Origin of the sequence: Mucilaginibacter glaciei, from assembly GCF_014773245.1 — a bacterium.
GTDB classification, from domain to species: domain Bacteria; phylum Bacteroidota; class Bacteroidia; order Sphingobacteriales; family Sphingobacteriaceae; genus Mucilaginibacter; species Mucilaginibacter glaciei.
In genome coordinates, this window is sequence record NZ_JACWMX010000005.1 from 204,006 (window position 1) to 221,557 (window position 17,552).

At 43.1% G+C, this 17,552-nt stretch carries 17 protein-coding genes; 10 read left to right on the top strand and 7 right to left on the bottom strand.

Going from position 1 to position 17,552, the window contains the following annotated elements; translation table 11 throughout:
• Nucleotides 1-7 precede the first annotated feature (7 nt).
• The 4 genes from IDJ76_RS13330 to IDJ76_RS13345 all read right to left on the bottom strand — a co-directional run bounded on the left by IDJ76_RS13330 (nucleotide 8) and on the right by IDJ76_RS13345 (nucleotide 4,598).
• Nucleotides 8-1,723 carry an IlvD/Edd family dehydratase gene (locus IDJ76_RS13330; RefSeq protein WP_191163830.1) on the bottom strand — a complete coding sequence of 572 codons (1,716 nt, stop codon included), beginning with the start codon at nucleotides 1,721-1,723 and terminating at the stop codon, nucleotides 8-10.
• 320 nt (nucleotides 1,724-2,043) lie between these two features.
• Nucleotides 2,044-2,952, bottom strand: coding sequence for a helix-turn-helix domain-containing protein (locus tag IDJ76_RS13335; RefSeq protein ID WP_191163831.1), 909 nt, complete (start codon nucleotides 2,950-2,952; stop codon nucleotides 2,044-2,046).
• 6 nt (nucleotides 2,953-2,958) lie between these two features.
• Nucleotides 2,959-3,924 (bottom strand): NADP-dependent oxidoreductase, encoded by a 966-nt coding sequence (locus tag IDJ76_RS13340; protein ID WP_191163832.1) that lies wholly within the window; start codon nucleotides 3,922-3,924, stop codon nucleotides 2,959-2,961.
• 350 nt (nucleotides 3,925-4,274) lie between these two features.
• On the bottom strand, nucleotides 4,275-4,598 hold the full coding sequence (locus tag IDJ76_RS13345) for a hypothetical protein (protein ID WP_191163833.1): 324 nt from the start codon (nucleotides 4,596-4,598) through the stop codon (nucleotides 4,275-4,277).
• Nucleotides 4,599-4,735: 137 nt separating this feature from the next.
• Here IDJ76_RS13345 and IDJ76_RS13350 point away from each other — a divergent pair, with 137 nt between their 5' ends.
• The 3 genes from IDJ76_RS13350 (at nucleotide 4,736) to IDJ76_RS13360 (ending at nucleotide 6,530) form a co-directional block, all read left to right on the top strand.
• Nucleotides 4,736-5,260, top strand: a complete 525-nt coding sequence (locus tag IDJ76_RS13350) for a hypothetical protein (protein ID WP_191163834.1) — start codon at nucleotides 4,736-4,738, stop codon at nucleotides 5,258-5,260.
• A 325-nt stretch (nucleotides 5,261-5,585) separates the two neighbouring features.
• On the top strand, nucleotides 5,586-5,888 hold the full coding sequence (locus IDJ76_RS13355) for a hypothetical protein (RefSeq protein ID WP_191163835.1): 303 nt from the start codon (nucleotides 5,586-5,588) through the stop codon (nucleotides 5,886-5,888).
• A gap of 126 nt (nucleotides 5,889-6,014) precedes the next feature.
• Nucleotides 6,015-6,530 carry a DUF6705 family protein gene (locus IDJ76_RS13360; protein WP_191163836.1) on the top strand — a complete coding sequence of 172 codons (516 nt, stop codon included), beginning with the start codon at nucleotides 6,015-6,017 and terminating at the stop codon, nucleotides 6,528-6,530.
• A 283-nt stretch (nucleotides 6,531-6,813) separates the two neighbouring features.
• On the opposite strand, the gene IDJ76_RS13365 is transcribed toward IDJ76_RS13360, so the two are convergent.
• Nucleotides 6,814-7,323, bottom strand: coding sequence for a peptide-methionine (S)-S-oxide reductase (locus tag IDJ76_RS13365; protein WP_191163837.1), 510 nt, complete (start codon nucleotides 7,321-7,323; stop codon nucleotides 6,814-6,816).
• Between the two features lie 461 nt (nucleotides 7,324-7,784).
• Here IDJ76_RS13365 and IDJ76_RS13375 point away from each other — a divergent pair, with 461 nt between their 5' ends.
• The 5 genes from IDJ76_RS13375 (at nucleotide 7,785) to IDJ76_RS13395 (ending at nucleotide 13,841) form a co-directional block, all read left to right on the top strand.
• The gene (locus IDJ76_RS13375; RefSeq protein ID WP_191163839.1) at nucleotides 7,785-11,165 is read left to right on the top strand and encodes a methylmalonyl-CoA mutase family protein; all 3,381 of its coding nucleotides are present in this window, start codon (nucleotides 7,785-7,787) and stop codon (nucleotides 11,163-11,165) included.
• Nucleotides 11,166-11,209: 44 nt separating this feature from the next.
• Complete coding sequence (locus tag IDJ76_RS13380) at nucleotides 11,210-11,920, top strand: M23 family metallopeptidase (protein WP_191163840.1); 711 nt, start codon at nucleotides 11,210-11,212, stop codon at nucleotides 11,918-11,920.
• Nucleotides 11,917-12,675 (top strand): DUF4846 domain-containing protein, encoded by a 759-nt coding sequence (locus tag IDJ76_RS13385; protein WP_191163841.1) that lies wholly within the window; start codon nucleotides 11,917-11,919, stop codon nucleotides 12,673-12,675. The genes IDJ76_RS13380 and IDJ76_RS13385 overlap by 4 nt, the downstream gene beginning before the upstream one ends.
• A gap of 292 nt (nucleotides 12,676-12,967) precedes the next feature.
• Nucleotides 12,968-13,249 (top strand): hypothetical protein, encoded by a 282-nt coding sequence (locus tag IDJ76_RS13390; protein WP_191163842.1) that lies wholly within the window; start codon nucleotides 12,968-12,970, stop codon nucleotides 13,247-13,249.
• Between the two features lie 79 nt (nucleotides 13,250-13,328).
• On the top strand, nucleotides 13,329-13,841 hold the full coding sequence (locus IDJ76_RS13395) for a thioredoxin family protein (protein ID WP_191163843.1): 513 nt from the start codon (nucleotides 13,329-13,331) through the stop codon (nucleotides 13,839-13,841).
• A 123-nt stretch (nucleotides 13,842-13,964) separates the two neighbouring features.
• On the opposite strand, the gene pyk is transcribed toward IDJ76_RS13395, so the two are convergent.
• Nucleotides 13,965-15,401 carry a pyruvate kinase gene (gene pyk / locus IDJ76_RS13400; protein ID WP_191163844.1) on the bottom strand — a complete coding sequence of 479 codons (1,437 nt, stop codon included), beginning with the start codon at nucleotides 15,399-15,401 and terminating at the stop codon, nucleotides 13,965-13,967.
• A 68-nt stretch (nucleotides 15,402-15,469) separates the two neighbouring features.
• On the bottom strand, nucleotides 15,470-15,895 hold the full coding sequence (locus tag IDJ76_RS13405; RefSeq protein WP_224746319.1) for an IPExxxVDY family protein: 426 nt from the start codon (nucleotides 15,893-15,895) through the stop codon (nucleotides 15,470-15,472).
• Nucleotides 15,896-16,042: 147 nt separating this feature from the next.
• Here IDJ76_RS13405 and IDJ76_RS13410 point away from each other — a divergent pair, with 147 nt between their 5' ends.
• Complete coding sequence (locus tag IDJ76_RS13410) at nucleotides 16,043-16,279, top strand: acyl carrier protein (RefSeq protein WP_031266521.1); 237 nt, start codon at nucleotides 16,043-16,045, stop codon at nucleotides 16,277-16,279.
• Nucleotides 16,280-16,297: 18 nt separating this feature from the next.
• A complete protein-coding gene (gene fabF / locus IDJ76_RS13415) occupies nucleotides 16,298-17,551 on the top strand; it encodes a beta-ketoacyl-ACP synthase II (protein WP_191163846.1) in 1,254 nt (417 codons plus the stop codon).
• Nucleotide 17,552 lies beyond the last annotated feature (1 nt).

Here is a 17,552-nt window from a genome sequence, read left to right on the forward strand (position 1 = left end):
TTATTGCTTAATGAGAATCCCTTAAAACCTGACTGCCCGAACCGCCCACCAAAAAATCCATGTCGGCACCCAGATGCGCCTGCTGTACATGGTCGGTATATAATTTTACGTAGCCACGGTCTGCAATTGCCTCCGGTGCTAAAAATTGCCGTTTTCTTTCCGCAAATTCATCTTCACTTAAATCAACATTCAAGGTACGGTTGGGCACATCCAGCGTTATCAAGTCGCCGGTTTTGATCATTGCGAAGTTACCGCCCATTGCCGCCTCGGGCGATACATGCAGCACCACCGTGCCGAACCCCGTACCGCTCATGCGCCCATCGGATATGCGCACCATATCTGTTACGCCCTTGGCTAAAAGCTTTTTGGGTATACCCATGTTGCCAACCTCGGGCATGCCGGGGTAGCCTTTGGGGCCTACATTCTTTAATACCAATATACTCTGCTCGTCTACTTCTAATTCGTCGGTATCAATGCGGGACTTAAAATCTTCAATGTTTTCAAAAACCACGGCTTTGCCGGTATGCTGCATTAGGTGCGCACTGGCGGCCGACGGTTTGATCACCGCACCGTTTTCGCACAAATTACCCGATAGGATGGCCAGCCCTGTCGCGGTGTTGAAAGGCGTATCTATCGTACCAATCACGTTGCTATTACAGCAAACGGCATTATCATAATTAGCGGCTATGGTTTTACCGTTGGCTGTTATACAATCGCGGTGGAGGATGCTATCCAAAGCCTTCAATACTACGGGCAGCCCGCCTGCATAGAAAAGATCTTCCATAAAATATTTACCCGACGGCTGCAAATTGGCAATCAGCGGGATATTTTTAGAAATAGGATCGAAATCTTTTAAAGCCAGTGGGACACCGATGCGGCCCGCAATGGCCAGTAAATGGATCACAAAATTGGTTGAACCGCCAATGGCAGCGTTTACTTTGATGGCATTTTCAAAAGACTGCCGGGTTAATAAATCTGATAGTTTCAAATCTTCTTTCACCATCTCTACAATGCGCAAGCCGGAGAGTTGCGCCAATACCTTGCGCCTGGAATCGGCAGCCGGGATGGCCGCATTACCAGGCAACGAAAGCCCTAACGACTCCACCATACAAGCCATAGAAGATGCCGTGCCCATTACGGCGCAATGCCCCTGGCTGCGGCACATGGCACTTTCTATCGTCATCAATTCATCCTCGGGCAGGATACCTGCCCGCACATCGTCATGGTAACGCCAAACATCGCTGGTACCTATCTGTGCGCCGCGATGGTTGCCGGTAAGCATGGGTCCGCCCGATACCACAATAGTGGGGATATTTACACTGCAGGCCCCCATCACCAGGGCGGGGGTGGTTTTATCGCAGCCGCAAAGCAATACCACACCATCCAGCGGGTTGGCGCGGATCGACTCCTCCACATCCATACTGGCCAGGTTGCGATATAGCATGGCAGTAGGTTTCATGAGTGTTTCGCCTAACGACATCACCGGGAACTCGACCGGGAAACCCCCGGCCTCCAGTATGCCGCGCTTCACCGACTCGGCCAGATCACGGAAATGGGCGTTGCAGGGTGTTAATTCGCTCCAGGTGTTGCAGATGCCGATGATGGGCTTTCCCTGAAATTCATAATCGGGGATGCCCTGGTTCTTCATCCAGGCGCGGTAAATAAACCCATCCTTACCCTTGCGCCCAAACCACTGCTGGCTCCGTAACTCCTGTGCTGCCATTTTTTGTTGATTATATTCAGTAACGCTGCAACCTGTTATTTGCTACGGCAATATCATGAAAATTTTGATAGGGTGGGTGGTATTAGGCTGACTATGGTTTGATGGTGCGGTGAAAACACCGACCACAGGCTGAAGAAATTTTCAATAAGGTGGGTGGTAGGCTGACCATGGTTTGATGGTGCGGTGATAACACCGACCATAGGCTGAATCTTCTGTAACCAACATAAAAGGCCGTAGATGATTTCTCCTCGCACCACGCACATCCCTTACCTGCTCGTTCGAAATGACAAGGTTGGGTAAGCATACGTAGCATCATTTTATTAGTTGAAAGATTGCCTGAATTCAAGTGGAGAAAGGTTGGTTTTTGTTTTAAACAGTTTGCTGAAAGATTGCAGGTGCTCAAATCCCAGTTGATAAGCAATTTCACTGATGGACAAAGTGGTTGTCGTCAACCTTTCTTTAGCTTTTTCGACTAACTTTTCGTGAATGTGCTGCTGCGTATTTTGCCCGGTAAGCACTTTAAGCAGGCTGCTTAAATATTTAGGAGATATATTTAGTTCCCCTGCAAGATTAGCGACTGTAGGCAACCCTTTTGAGGCCAGGTCGTCATTATTAAAATAAGCTGTTAATAAAATTTCCAGACGTTCTAATAACTGATGATTAACTTTTTGCCGGGTAATAAACTGGCGATGATAAAAGCGATCTGCATAGTTGAGCATCGCTTCGATATGTGAAATAATAATGCTTTTGCTAAACTGATCGATGTTGGATTGGTATTCAAGATCAATAGTTTTAATAATTGTTAAGATGATCGCTTCTTCTTTTTCAGACAGAAATAAACCCTCGTATAAAGAATAGTCCCAAAAATCGTATTGATTTATCGTTTTTGCTAAAGCTGTGTTCCAGATAAAGTCAGGATGAATGTACATCACCCATCCTGATTTTTCTATTTTCTCATCTTTGTTGTCAACAACCATGCTAAATACCTGCCCGGGCGACATAAAAGACATAACACCTCCATTAAAGTCAAACGGGTGCTGGCCATATTTTACTTTAACGTTATGCATCCTCTTTACTGAAATGGAATAAAAGTCAAAAACCATATTTACAGGCTCTTCTCCATAAGAATGCGTAACCGTTGCTACGTCCACAACACTGATCAGTGGATGCAGCGGCGCGGGTAAACCTATGTACCTGTGAAATTCGCTTATGGTTTTAAAATGCTCCATATCGGTTTAAATTTCTTTTTTTATTTCTAATACCAGCCGGCCCCTTACATGCCAGGTTTCACTTTCCAGGTGTGCTTCGGCTACATGTTCCAACGGGAATACTTTGCCAATCAAAACCTGGACTTTGTTTTCATCTATCAACTTTGCAATCTGTGCCAACCAATCCTGACGGGGTTGGTTAGGTGCAAGTTCTGCTTTTATATTTTTAGTAGCGGCTAATTCGGTAATACGATCATCGAAGGGGAAATCGGTATTTACACTTACGAATATACCACCTTCCTTCAACACACTTATAGCTTTTATCCGCTCATTGTTGTTACGTGTTGGCGAAGCCTCCAGAACAACATCTATATCGTTTAGCAAGTCTTCAAACTTTTGTGTTTTATAATCTATTACCTCATCGGCACCGAGTTGTTTTAGATAGTCCAGATTACTTGCAGAAGCCACGCCAATTACATACGCCCCCTTAGCTTTTGCAAATTGGACCGCAAAACTACCAACACCTCCGGATGCCCCAAGTACAACTATACGTTGACCCGGAAGTAACTTTCCATGTCCAAAAATACCTGTCCATGCTGTTAGGGCAGCCAATGGCACGCCAGCAGCTTCATTAAAGTTAAGGCTCCTGGGTTTAGGTGCAAACTGACTTGCTTTGGCAACGCAATATTCTGCATAGCTTCCATCGCCGGGGAAATTAGGAACACCGTAAACGGCATCTCCTTTCTTTAGCGAGCTTACTTCCCTGCCTGTTTCTTCAACTATACCCGCCGCATCCCATCCAAGCGTCATCGGCAGTGTCAAAAATGATCTTAATGATTCGTTGGTGCCGCTGCGAATAACCCAGTCGACAGGATTAACGCCGCTTGCGTATATTTTTACTAAAATTTCATCAACTGCCGGAACGGGGCGCTCTACGTCTTGCAGTTTCATGACCTCCGGTCCGCCAAATTCGTTTATTCTTATTGCTTTCATAATGTTGTTTTTACAGCAACAAAAATGCGGACGAATATTGGAGCTGATTTAGCCAAACTTCGCTTAGTTTAAGCCTAAATGCTGATTTTGAAAATAAATGTGCCCGGGATTAGCAAGTTTGAAAAGATCCATATCTGGCCTGAATATAAACCGATAGGAAAGGCTTTTTGTACTTGTTACCGTTTGATTCCCCCGCTACCGCAAGCGTCCTCGCTTGTGGCGAATATGCATATCCTTTAATCGATTATAATTTTAACCAATCCTTTGATATTGCAATAATCCCCCGCTACCGCAAGCGTCCTCCCCCGCTACCGCAAGCGTCCTCGCTTGTGGCTAATATGCATTTCCTCTTAATCAATTATAACTTTAACCAATCCTTTGATATTGAAATAATCTTTTGCGCTACTATGTAGATATTCATAATCATTTTCTACGAAGCCCGCCTCAACCGGGTTATGATGGATATAATCTATTTTTTGCTGGATCACTTGCGGACTCCACAACTCAATTTGCTGGTTATGTTGTTGCCAAAATTGATTTGTTGTGTTGTTTGAATTAGCAGCCCCTGCCTTTTTAGAAGAATTGAGCAGCCACTCCCGTCGGCTTTCCTGTTTATTACCCGCGATTAAAGCGATTAGTTTTCTCGAGATTACCGACTTAAACCCTCCGATCATTTCTTCCGGTTTTGTATCGGATGTCCTAAAGATCAGGTGTACATGACAAGGCTTCAACGACTTTACACCGGTTCAACTCGACCATGAAAACGGCACAACAATTTTAACTCAATGTCCGTAACACTAAATTTAACATTATGAATAAGATATTAATAGTTTTCATTACAACGCTCATCAGTTGTTCGGCAACTGCGCAAAACTTATCAACAATTAAAAGAGTAGACGCAGTTGTGCCATACGGCTCAAAAAAAATGTCAAAAACTGATGTAAGTTCTTTTGTAAAAGCAAACTTCAAGTATTCAGAAATTGATATTGATAAAGCTGTGGTATATCAAAACAATCATCTGCTCATCTCTTATTGGGATATTTTTGCAAATCCGGATTTTAGACAAAAACTTGAAAAAGTGCAAAAAGGTATTGTTTATTCGATTAAAGAAGATGGTCATACTTTGGACTATTCTAAGATTATAACTGTTAATGGTATAAGGTACTTTGTAATCCAGTACGAAAAAAATAATGAATCGGTTATCAGATTTTACTCTGAAATCCAGCCAGACGGTGTTAACGCCAACGGAATTATCCAGTTTAAAAAACCATATGAAGAAGAAGCTCAAAAGGCACTACAGGAGTTATTGCCTACAATTAAATTTAAAATCAATTAGAAGCCGAGTCACAAGTAAAATCCACATAGTTTAATTGATAAAAAAGGTATCTATATTAATGAAAATAAAATGTGCGTAGAGTATTATGCAGCATTAATCTTATATACTAAAAGGTACTATTCGCAATCAGTTTGAAAGATTACGCACCTTTTAAAAAATAAAACAACTCTGATTATAAACTTCTGTTAATCTATTCTCCTTAACCGGGATGTAATTAACGCAAGTTGCTTGGAATAGTCTTTATCATTTGCCTGTAGAATCCAAACGTCATATTGTTTTGCTTTAGCCAGTTTCCTGTACTCTGGAGCGTTCTTAGCTATGTAATATGATTTTAAATACTTCACCCCCGCTACCACAAACGAGGACACTTGCGGTAACGGGGGATATTCAAAAGATCTATGAAATTTTCAACACAGGGAAAATGAATGATGTCAAAACTTTTACTGGGAATGTAGTCACTGCATATGGAACGCAATATATTTTAAAGGGTACTAATCCAACCCAATTTTCCACTTTTGGAAATCAAAATTTATCTGATGCTACAAAATTTAGTGGCTTTTTAGATCGTTATGATACTAACAGAATCGATTTTTCGACAACAAATATTATACAACTTCTTTTGAATTAGCATTGTTAACGATATTAAAGAACTCAGGCTTAACAATTCTTAAAGGGAATGCGGATTACAGCAATTGGCAACCCTTAAAATTACAGAACAATCAAGTTTTAATATCAAACTGTAAATAACTAAACGATGAAAAACATACTATTAATATTATTATTCGGTTTTATATGCAATACGTTAAAGGCTAATAATTTAATTACAGATACAATATATTACCATGACGAAAATTTACGAAAGTTTGAAGGAACCTGGCAATATTCAGATAACAATGTAACTTTTAAGGTAACCCTTAAAGTCAGAAAGGTTTATTCAGAATTGATAAATGCTCAAAGAGATGATATTTCCGGGTATCATCTCTATATTAAGAATAACCATTCTATTCAGGATGCATTTGATAAACAGAAAACCTTAACAAATGGCTCTTACACCAACGACATAAATAAAAACATTTTACAATTTACCTTTAAAGATTTAGGAAGGCAAAGAGGTTCATACGCGGTGGTAGAGTTGTTACCAGATGGCACATTAAAATGGCATTTGAAAAACAGAGGAGGTTTGGGGCTTATTATTGATGGTAAAGAACGCTCTCCCTATGATCGTAAATTTTATGTTCCAACTGATTTAATATTGTCTAAAGTGCATTAGATGATTAAAACAATGAATTCATTGTTTTTTGTTACGTATCAATCAGTTATTCGGCAACTGCGCAAAACTTATCACCAATTAAAAGAGTAGACGCAGTTGTGCCGTACAGCTCAAAAAAACTGTCAAAAACGGAAGTCCACACTCTGGCGCGAGTATGCAGCTATGGGAAAAGCATTGGCGTACTCGTGACCCACTTGGTTGGTCACGAGTAAAGCGTCCCACCAGCTTGCGCTCCATACTCGCGCCAAAACTTGAAAAAACCGGACACAGCCTCAACATCCCCTTATTTCTTTTTTACTAAAAGCTGTGCCCGATCAGTAATCACATCCCCAAACCTATCAAGCAATAAGCGGAGCTTGGGTTTCACCACGTTTTGGCAAAACAATTTTTCGGGTTCGTTATAAAAGTAATTCTGATACTGCTCCCGGTTTAATTTAAAAGTCCTGAACGGAACGATCCGGGTGATGATCGGCGCTTCAAAGTCGGCCTGTAATTGGTGGATGGCCTGCCTCACTACCGGGATTTGGTCGTCATTAAAAGTATATATCGCCGAGCGGTATTTAGACCGCATACTGTGCCCGGCTGTGCAGCTATGTGAATGCAGGTGAACGGCTGTTAATACTGCTAACGGAATCTGCGCAGCATCAAAGCTAACGATGACCGCTTCAAAGAACGCTTCGGCAGCACCTTCAGAGGCTATCCAGCCCTGCTGCACCCCGGTAACGCCCATTAACGATTGGAAAATGGCTTCTGTACACCAATGGCAACTGCCCCCGAAACCAATTTTTTCCATATCTGTACAACAAGTGTTTGCCTGAAGTGTTTAATCCGCATGAGTGCCATTACCGGTGCGCGATCGCAAACCGGCCACCCGCTAAACCGCTCAGAAAATCTGTAATTCGTTTTAATAATCCGATATAGCCGGTAACGTATAGTTTAATCGTTTGCATATATGGTGGCACGAGCGTGTCAGTAAAGGCGTATTGTGATTTTGATAAGTAACTGATTAGTAAGTGTTCATAAATGTTCACGATGTTCATGTGCAGAACGTGAACAGATATTCGCGCTAAAAAAGGATTGAACCCTTCCGGTGGTGAATTTCTCTGCGCCGGGGCCGGAAAAGAGTGGAGATAATTAGAGATTTTTAGAGGTTTTTCAAAGTTTTCTGCATTTATTGAGATTAAATTGGCAGTATAAACTATGCATGCATAGTTTAATACTTTTATTAATTTTGCCATACACCAATTACCGCCGATGGAAAGTATCGCACCGTATCAGTCTGCCCATAAGATCCGTTTTGTAACTGCCGCTTCGTTATTTGACGGGCACGATGCGACCATCAACATCATGCGACGCATCCTGCAAAGTACCGGTGCCGAGGTGATCCATTTGGGGCATAACCGGTCTGTAGATGAAGTGGTTAACTGCGCCATACAAGAGGATGTGCAGGGTATTGCCCTCACCAGTTACCAGGGCGGCCACGTAGAATACTTTAAATACATGCGCGATCTGCTGAACGAGCGGGGTGCCGCGCATATCAAGATCTTTGGCGGTGGTGGCGGGGTGTTCCTGCCGCAGGAAATAGCTGAATTACAGGCGTATGGCATCAGTAAGATCTACTCGCCCGATGATGGCCGAACCATGGGCCTGCAAGGGATGATCAACGATATGATGCAGCAATGCGACCACTTTACGCCGGCGAGCCTCTCCCCAACCCTTTCCGTAGGAGAGGGGGTAAAAAGCATGATGGATAAGGGAGATATTGCAAGACTTATAACTGCTGCCGAATTGGGTAATCCGTTACCAATCCCTACTCAACACCCACAACTAATTGCTCCCGTATTAGGCATCACCGGTACGGGCGGTTCGGGCAAGTCGAGTTTGGTAGATGAGATCGTTCGCCGTTTCTTGATGGAAACTAATAAAACGCTGGCGATCATATCGGTAGATCCATCCAAACGTAAAACAGGTGGCGCTCTTTTAGGCGACCGGATCCGGATGAATGCCATTAATAACCCGCGGATCTATATGCGTTCGCTGGCAACCAGGCAGGCTAACCTGGCGCTGAGTAAGCATGTGCAGGAGAGTATCGATATTTGCAAATTGGCAGGTTACGATTTTATTATTGTGGAAACCAGCGGCATAGGGCAATCGGATACGATGATAACCGACTACTGCGACCTGTCGTTGTATGTAATGACACCCGAGTTTGGCGCCGCCACGCAGCTGGAAAAGATTGATATGCTCGATTTTGCCGACCTGGTGGCCCTGAATAAGTTCGATAAGCGCGGCGCACTGGACGCCATCCGCGATGTGCGTAAGCAATATAAGCGTAACCACCAATTATTTAGTGCTTTAGATGACGACCTGCCCGTTTACGGCACCATGGCATCTCAGTTTAATGATCCGGGCATGAATACCCTGTTCACAGCGTTAATAAAAACCGTAAAGGCAAAAACAGGGGTGGATCTGTTTGATAATCAAGGAGAAAAAGTAACGGCAAAAGAGGGTGAATCTGAAAAGATCTATATCATCCCGCCAGACAGGATCCGCTACCTGGCAGAAATTGCCGAAAGCAGCACTGCCTACAACGATTGGGTGGACCAGCAATGTAAAATAGCGCAGCAACTATTCAACATAAAGGGGACGATTGAAGTATTGAACAGCCTTCCGGAGGCAGAAAATAAGGTAACCGGGTTAGAAGAGATTTACCAACACCTGGAAGATCATTTACATGCCGATTGTAAACGCCTTTTAAAAGAGTGGCCCGAAACGGTTGCCAAATACAAAGCCGAGAACTTTATTTATAAGGTGCGGGATAAAGAGATCAGGCAGCCCCTTTACTATACCTCTTTATCTCAGTTAAAAGTACCTAAGATCTCGTTGCCAAAATATGAGGCCTGGGGCGATGTACTGCGCTGGTTGTTAACCGAGAACGTACCGGGCGAGTTCCCGTATGCGGCAGGGGTATTCCCGTTGAAACGCGAGGGGGAAGACCCTACCCGTATGTTTGCCGGCGAGGGCGGGCCCGAGCGCACTAATAAGCGTTTCCACTATGTATCGTTAGGCCAGCCGGCGCACCGGCTATCTACCGCCTTTGATTCGGTTACCCTGTATGGCGAAGACCCGCACGAGCGGCCGGATATTTATGGCAAAATAGGCAACTCGGGTGTAAGCATTGCCACGCTTGACGATGCCAAAAAGCTATACTCCGGGTTTGACCTTTGCCACGCCAGCACATCCGTATCTATGACAATAAACGGCCCTGCTCCCATGCTTTTGGGCTTTTTTATGAATGCAGCCATAGATCAGCAATGCGAAAAATACATCACCGAACATCAACTGGAGCATTTGGTAGAGGCAGCTTATAAAAAAGGGTATGATGATAAAAACCTGATGCGGCCGCAATACCAAGGCGGCAGTTTGCCGAATGGGAATAGTGGGTTGGGGCTTATGCTTCTGGGCCTCACCGGCGACCAGGTGTTGCCCGCAGATGTTTATGAAAAGATCCGCGCGTATGCCATTGCAACCGTTCGGGGTACCGTTCAGGCAGATATTTTAAAGGAAGACCAGGCGCAAAACACCTGTATCTTCAGTACAGAATTCGCCCTGCGGATGATGGGCGATATCCAGCAATATTTTATAAACCAAAAGGTTAGGAATTTTTATTCGGTATCGATATCGGGCTACCATATTGCCGAGGCAGGTGCCAACCCTATTACCCAGTTGGCCTTTACTCTAAGTAATGGCTTTACCTATGTAGAATATTATCTGAGCAGGGGAATGCATATCGATGATTTCGCGCCTAACTTGTCGTTCTTCTTCAGCAACGGTATCGACCCGGAATACGCCGTTATAGGGCGCGTAGCGCGGCGCATTTGGGCAAAGGCTATTAAGAACAAGTATAAAGGAAACGATCGCTCACAGAAGCTTAAATACCATATCCAGACAAGCGGGCGCTCGCTTCACGCGCAGGAGATTGATTTTAACGATATCCGCACCACCTTACAAGCGCTTTATGCTATTTACGATAATTGCAATTCGCTGCACACCAATGCTTACGATGAAGCCATAACCACCCCGACCGAAGAATCAGTACGCAGGGCGATGGCTATCCAACTGATCATTAACAGGGAGTTAGGTTTAGCCAAGAACGAAAATCCTATCCAGGGGGCTTTCATCATTGAAGAATTGACAGACCTGGTAGAGCAAGCAGTACTTGCCGAATTCAAAGCGATTAATGACAGGGGCGGGGTATTGGGTGCTATGGAAACTATGTACCAGCGCAGCAAGATCCAGGAGGAATCGCTTTACTACGAAACCCTTAAGCATACCGGCGAGTACCCCATTATAGGTGTAAATACTTTCCTGAATAAAAATGGTTCGCCAACCATCGTACCGTCTGAAGTGATCCGCGCGACAGAAGAGGAGAAGCAGTTCCAGATCGCTGCATTACACTTATTTCAGCAACGTAATGCCGATAAGGCACCCGGTTTGTTAAAAGAGTTGCAGCAACGTGCCATAGCGGGCGACAATATCTTCGAGAGCCTGATGGAGGCCTGTAAGTATTGCAGCTTGGGGCAGATAAGCAACGCACTTTATGCCGTAGGCGGGCAGTACAGAAGGAATATGTAAAAGGGGGCGAAGGCTTTTGATTTTTATTAAATTTAGCGGTATCTATGAAAACGTTATTGCTATTAGTTTCGGTGGCATTTATAGCAGTTACTGCCCGGGCGCAGGATGCCAGATTGGTATGCCTGAAAATAAACGACCTTAATACAAAAATCTTAAATAGCATCATAAGCCGCCCCGAAGCGGCAAGGCAATTTAAAGCGCTGATAATTCAATTAAGTGAATATTTGCCGATAAACGATGATATAATCTGGACGTTCCCTTTACAGGGATATACAGCCAGTGCAATTGGCGGCACAAACGGTAACGGCTACTCTGATAAGGGCTACAACTTTCTTGATGGTAATAAACATGCTGCACACCCGGCTCATGATATTTTTATAAAAGATAAAAACCAGGACGGGTTAGACGACCGGACTATGAAGGCAGTAAACGTATTGGCCGTTGCCGATGGGATAGTGATTGCCTGCAATGATAAATGGCTACCGGAAAGCAGCTTGCGCGGGGGCAAATTTATCTGGATCTATCATCGGTCGCAACACAGCATTAGTTACTATGCGCATAATAGTTCCATATTGGTCACGCCCGGCGATATTGTTAAGGCAGGCCAAAAAATTGCCGAAGTGGGCCGTACCGGTTTAAATGCCTATAAAAAACGTTCGCCTACACATTTACATTTTTCGGCCTTTGCGTTGGCAGGGGGGCTGCCTGTTCCGTATAACCCGTATCAGCAATTACTTAAATCGGTAAAGAAATGAAAAGTATCATCATTGGGGTAATGTTGTTATTCACTGCCTTGGCACCTCCGGTTGCCGACCTTACAACTCGTTTTAAGGCCCCTGCTGGTTTTACACGTGTAATTTCGCCAGCCGGTAGTTTCGCCGCCTATTTACAGGCCTTGCCGCTTAAACCGGCGGGTACACCAACAAAAACGTACCTGGGCAACATAGCCCGTACTAACCCATATACAGCGGCGGTGGTTGATATGAGCATAGGTACGCGTGACCTGCAGCAATGTGCCGATGCATTAATGCGCCTGCGGGCCGAATACTTTTATCAGCAGAAGAATTACCAGGCTATCTCCTTTAATTTTACCAGTGGTTTCCGGTGCGATTATGAGCATTACGCCAAAGGTTACCGCTACAGTAACAATAAGTGGGTAAAAAAAGCCCCGGCAGATTACAGCTACCCAAACTTTATGCGCTACCTGATATTGGTTTTCAGCTACGCCGGTACGCTGTCTTTGCAAAAAGAACTCAAACCTGTGGCAAATGCTAACGATATTAAAATTGGTGATGTGTTTATCAGGGGCGGTTCGCCGGGGCATTGTTTTATTGTGATAGATATGGTTGAAAACAATTCACACAAAAAGCAATTTTTACTGGCTCAAAGTTTTATCCCCGCGCAAAATATCCAGGTTTTAAAAGGCGACGGCCCCTGGATGACTTTAGGTGAAACGCCTTATATACCCTACGGCGATATAGTGGCTGCCCGCTACCTCATGCGGTTTTAATAATAGAGCATACTTATTTCAAAAATGGTTATATCGCGATAATTGCTATTTTATAATTGAAATTTTTTAAATTATAATAAAATAATTCTCAGTAGGTCTCATATGTTTAAGCAATTTTGTACAATAATCTATACATATCAATAGTTCATTCCGAACAATAAAACCACCTTTGAAAAGTTATAAATAACTACCGTTATTACCTGTAAAAGTGGAATGATTTTCTTTTTTTATGACCAAATCAGCCAAAAAGGCACAGCTATTGTTTTAACTAATCGTACTATTAATTTTAACTATGAGAGAAATATTAGCAACCGCGCTTCACATATTCGTCATCCTGATGATGGTCATTTTTATTGTAGGTATCATATTGGCAGCTACAGGTTCTTTTGACCATTGGACAGAACGCTACAGATTGAAACGCCGCCGCCGCCGGTTACTTAGAGGCCGGTTAAAGGAAAATAAACAAGGTGAGATAAAACGCTACGATGATACTCCTTATGCGTCTTCAAACCCCGATAAGGAAACGATAACATACAAAAGTAGCTACGGATACAGGCGCAACAATGCCGCTTAATTAACAACGTTTTAACCAGCCCCGCACAAGCGGGGCTTTTTTGTTGCCAAATATTCTATATTTATAAATAAAACTACCCATGAAAAAAATACTCCTTATAGCTGGCATAGCCGCACTTTCATTTAGTGCCAAAGCGCAGGAAGCTATCAAACCCGAAGTACCACATTTGTATAACCCGGCGGCCGACGCTAAAGCAGATATTGCCGCTGCTGTGAAAACGGCAGCCACGCAGCATAAAAATGTATTGTTGCAAATTGGGGGTAACTGGTGTATCTGGTGCCTTCGCTTTAATGATCTGGTTATTAAAGACGCCGAGCTTGATAAGTATATGAACGATAATTTTGTGGTATTGCATGTGAACTGGAGCCCCGAAAATAAGAATGAAAAGGTATTAGCCGACTTGGGTTATCCGCAACGTTTCGGGTTCCCAGTATTTGTGGTGTTAGATGATAAGGGCAAACGCCTGCACACTCAAAATTCCGGTTACCTGGAAGAGGGTAAGGGTCACAGCAAGGCAAAGGTAATGGAGTTTTTCCAGGGATGGGCACCTTCGGCTCTTGATCCTAAAAGTTATGCAGAAAAAGCTAAATAATTTACAGCAGGAAATTTTGCTTTTAGCAGAGGGTAATCTGTTATTTATTTCCTGATATTAAAAAAGGGTTATTGCCATTGGCAATAACCCTTTTTTGTAGAGTATGGAGTTACCTCAAATATATTAGTCGATAGTGCTCACCTTTATCATATTGGTTTTGCCTTTCTTAACAATAGGTACGGCGGCAGTATTGATCACCACATCGCCGGCTAAAAGTAAACCTTCGGCTTTCAGGATGTTATTTACATCCTCGATAGTTTGGTCGGTACTTTCGGTTTTGTCATAATAAAATGCTCGCACACCCCAAACTAAACTAAGTGCGTTTAACAAGTGCCTGTTAGATGTAAAGATATAAGTACCAGCTTTAGGGCGGTAACTCGATATTTCAAAAGCGGTATAACCACTAACAGTCATACTAACAATACCTTTCGCGTTGGTATGCTCGGCCAGGTAAACTGCCGAACCACAAAGCGCATCGCTCAGGTAGCCTGCCGATGTGGTATCGCTGTTTTCGGCCTTAGAAGCGTTAAACGGATAACCCAGATCTTCTACATTACGAACAATCTTAGCCATTGTTTCAATAACAATTACCGGGAACTCACCAACAGAAGTTTCGCCGCTCAGCATCACTGCATCGGCACCATCTAATACCGAGTTGGCAACGTCATTCACCTCGGCACGTGTTGGGCGCGGCGTAGTGATCATTGATTCCAGCATTTGGGTAGCAACGATAACCGGTTTTGATGCATCTCGGCATTTACGGGCTATCATTTTTTGTAGCAAAGGAACTTCTTCTAACGGGCACTCAACACCCAAGTCGCCACGTGCAATCATCACGCCATCGGTAGCGGCAATAATATCGTCAATGTTATCGATCGCTTCAGGTTTTTCAACCTTAGCAATAACTCGTGCAGATTTACCACTTTCGCGGATGATGCGTTTAAGGTCGATAATATCGGCACCGGTACGTACAAATGAAAGACCTATCCAATCAACATCCCACTCCAGCGCATATTGCAAGTTCTCCAGATCGTCTGGTGTTAAACTTGGGATAGATACTTTAGTATTGGGCAGGTTAACACCTTTACGTGACGTTAAAATACCACCGTGTACCACTTCGCAAATAACAGTATCCTTACGGTTGGTTTCAATTACCTTTAATTGCAGTTTACCATCATCAAGCAAGATAATTTCATTTGCCTGTACATCCTGCGGGAAGGTTTCGTAAGTGATATAGATCTGGTTATCATCACCAATACATTCTTGCGTGGTGATGTTAATGCGGGTACCGTTAATTAAGTGGATACCACCATCTTTTACCAAACCGATACGGATTTTAGGCCCCTGCAAATCGGCAAGGATCCCTACATTGGTTTTATATTCTTCGTTGATCTCGCGGATCAGGTCGATAAATTTCTTGTGATCGGCAGGTTTTCCGTGCGAAAAGTTCAATCGGCACACGTTTAAACCGGCTCTGATCATGGCTAATAAGGTTTCTTTTTTAGCACAGGCCGGGCCCATTGTAGCAACAATCTTGGTACGATTATAATAAAAATTCATATTTTCAGGTTAAATCTGGCTGTATTCAGTATAATATAATGTGTATTAATTACACATCTAAATTTCCGCTAAAATAATAGATTTTCGCGTGATTTTATTTTTTTTGGATCAATCTTTACGGCGGCAACAATTTCCGTGATCTTATTTAGATTATAAATCATGGCTTCCAGGTCGTCGTCGTCTATATAATTCTTAATTAAAATAAAATAATCGGCCTCGCGCATTTCGGGTACAAGATACCCCTCTGATCCCTTATTCCCAATAAAATAAAAATCTGTTTCGGTACTTTCCCAATTATGGTGATATAACGAAAATAGTATGGAGCCATTTAGCGGCCCGATATCCAGTTTCAGATCATCAATTTTAGTGAAATTAAAGTTTAAATATTTGTTAATGAGGTAACAAATACGGTAATCTTTTAACGAAGAAGTGACGGCAATAAGTATAAAATCAAAATCGATCTCAAACTTTAAATTTTTCCTGTTCAAAATCATTACTTTTACAGCGTCAAAATTACAAATCGAAACCTTTGCAATTAAATATTGTTGACAGAAATAATGCAATTGTTTTTAGATTTGATATTTAACAGAATTTATTTTTCTTTGCACTGAAATTTTATTAATCATTAAACTATAAAGACTATGTCTGATATCGCTTCAAGAGTAAAAGCTATTATCGTGGAAAAACTGGGTGTTGACGAAAGTGAAGTTACACCAGAAGCAAGCTTCACCAACGATCTTGGTGCTGACTCGTTAGACACCGTGGAATTGATCATGGAGTTTGAAAAAGAATTTAACGTTGCAATCCCTGATGACCAAGCTGAAACTATCGGCACTGTAGGTCAGGCTGTTGCTTACCTTGAGAAAAACGTTAAATAAACTCCTTACGTCTTTTAAATGGAGTTCAAAAGAGTTGTAGTGACCGGGCTTGGAGCGCTTACTCCAATTGGTAATACCGTTTCTGATTATTGGAACAGTTTGATCAATGGGGTAAGCGGCGCTGCCTTTATCAAAAGTTTTGATGTAACACACTTCAAAACCAAATTTGCCTGCGAAGTAAAGGGGTTTGACGCGGAAGGTTTTTTGGGCCGTAAGGAAGCCAGAAAGCTTGATCCGTTTGTTCAATACGCTTTATTTTCGACAGAGGAAGCTGTTAAAGATGCCGGGTTAGACTTCGATAAGCTGGATACTAACCGTATCGGCGTTATCTGGGGATCAGGCATCGGGGGGTTAAAAACGTTTTTGGATGAGGTAGTCAATTTTGCAAAAGGCGATGGCGTGCCAAAGTTCAATCCTTTTTTTATCCCTAAAATGATAGCTGATATTGCACCGGGCCATATCTCTATTAAATATGGTTTGCGCGGGCCAAACTTTACCACGGTTTCCGCATGTGCATCTTCAAACAACTCTCTTATCGATGCATTTAATTACCTGCGTTTAGGCAAGGCCAACATGTTTATCACAGGTGGTTCTGAAGCTATTATTAACGAAGCAGGTATTGGTGGTTTCAATGCAATGCACGCACTCTCTACCCGTAATGATGACCCTGCAACGGCATCGCGTCCGTTTGATCTGGACCGTGATGGTTTTGTAGCAGGCGAAGGTGCAGGGACAATTATTTTAGAAGAGTTAGAGCACGCCCTAAAACGCGGAGCGAAGATTTATGCTGAAATGGTTGGCGGCGGCATGAGTGCTGATGCGTATCACATGACAGCCCCACATCCGGATGGGTTAGGTGCATCATTGGTAATGAAGGCGGCATTAGAAGATGCTAACTTAACCCCGGCCGATATCGATTACGTGAACGTACACGGTACATCAACCCCAATTGGTGACCCGCAAGAAGTGAAGGCGATACAAAATGCTTTCGGCGACAGGATCTATGACATTAACATCAGCTCGACAAAATCGATGACAGGCCACTTATTGGGTGCTGCCGGTGCTGTTGAGGCTATCGCGTCTATCCTGGCTATAAAGAATGATCTTATCCCGCCCACTATTAACCATTTTACAGACGACCCTGCCTTTGACCCTAAAATAAACTTTACGTTTAATAAGGCGCAGCACCGTGTTGTAAATATAGCCCAGAGCAATGGGTTTGGTTTTGGCGGCCATAATGCATCTGTGATATTTAAAAAGTACCAGCAATAAT

Bases quoted from the DNA above. Each gene is read 5' to 3' on its own strand.
- IDJ76_RS13330 (WP_191163830.1), bottom strand. From the start codon at position 1,723: ATGGCAGCACAGGAGTTACGGAGCCAGCAGTGGTTTGGGCGCAAGGGT.
- IDJ76_RS13335 (WP_191163831.1), bottom strand. From the start codon at position 2,952: ATGGAGCATTTTAAAACCATAAGCGAATTTCACAGGTACATAGGTTTA.
- IDJ76_RS13340 (WP_191163832.1), bottom strand. From the start codon at position 3,924: ATGAAAGCAATAAGAATAAACGAATTTGGCGGACCGGAGGTCATGAAA.
- IDJ76_RS13345 (WP_191163833.1), bottom strand. From the start codon at position 4,598: ATGATCGGAGGGTTTAAGTCGGTAATCTCGAGAAAACTAATCGCTTTA.
- IDJ76_RS13350 (WP_191163834.1), top strand. From the start codon at position 4,736: ATGAATAAGATATTAATAGTTTTCATTACAACGCTCATCAGTTGTTCG.
- IDJ76_RS13355 (WP_191163835.1), top strand. From the start codon at position 5,586: ATGATTTTAAATACTTCACCCCCGCTACCACAAACGAGGACACTTGCG.
- IDJ76_RS13360 (WP_191163836.1), top strand. From the start codon at position 6,015: ATGAAAAACATACTATTAATATTATTATTCGGTTTTATATGCAATACG.
- IDJ76_RS13365 (WP_191163837.1), bottom strand. From the start codon at position 7,323: ATGGAAAAAATTGGTTTCGGGGGCAGTTGCCATTGGTGTACAGAAGCC.
- IDJ76_RS13375 (WP_191163839.1), top strand. From the start codon at position 7,785: ATGGAAAGTATCGCACCGTATCAGTCTGCCCATAAGATCCGTTTTGTA.
- IDJ76_RS13380 (WP_191163840.1), top strand. From the start codon at position 11,210: ATGAAAACGTTATTGCTATTAGTTTCGGTGGCATTTATAGCAGTTACT.
- IDJ76_RS13385 (WP_191163841.1), top strand. From the start codon at position 11,917: ATGAAAAGTATCATCATTGGGGTAATGTTGTTATTCACTGCCTTGGCA.
- IDJ76_RS13390 (WP_191163842.1), top strand. From the start codon at position 12,968: ATGAGAGAAATATTAGCAACCGCGCTTCACATATTCGTCATCCTGATG.
- IDJ76_RS13395 (WP_191163843.1), top strand. From the start codon at position 13,329: ATGAAAAAAATACTCCTTATAGCTGGCATAGCCGCACTTTCATTTAGT.
- pyk (WP_191163844.1), bottom strand. From the start codon at position 15,401: ATGAATTTTTATTATAATCGTACCAAGATTGTTGCTACAATGGGCCCG.
- IDJ76_RS13405 (WP_224746319.1), bottom strand. From the start codon at position 15,895: ATGATTTTGAACAGGAAAAATTTAAAGTTTGAGATCGATTTTGATTTT.
- IDJ76_RS13410 (WP_031266521.1), top strand. From the start codon at position 16,043: ATGTCTGATATCGCTTCAAGAGTAAAAGCTATTATCGTGGAAAAACTG.
- fabF (WP_191163846.1), top strand. From the start codon at position 16,298: ATGGAGTTCAAAAGAGTTGTAGTGACCGGGCTTGGAGCGCTTACTCCA.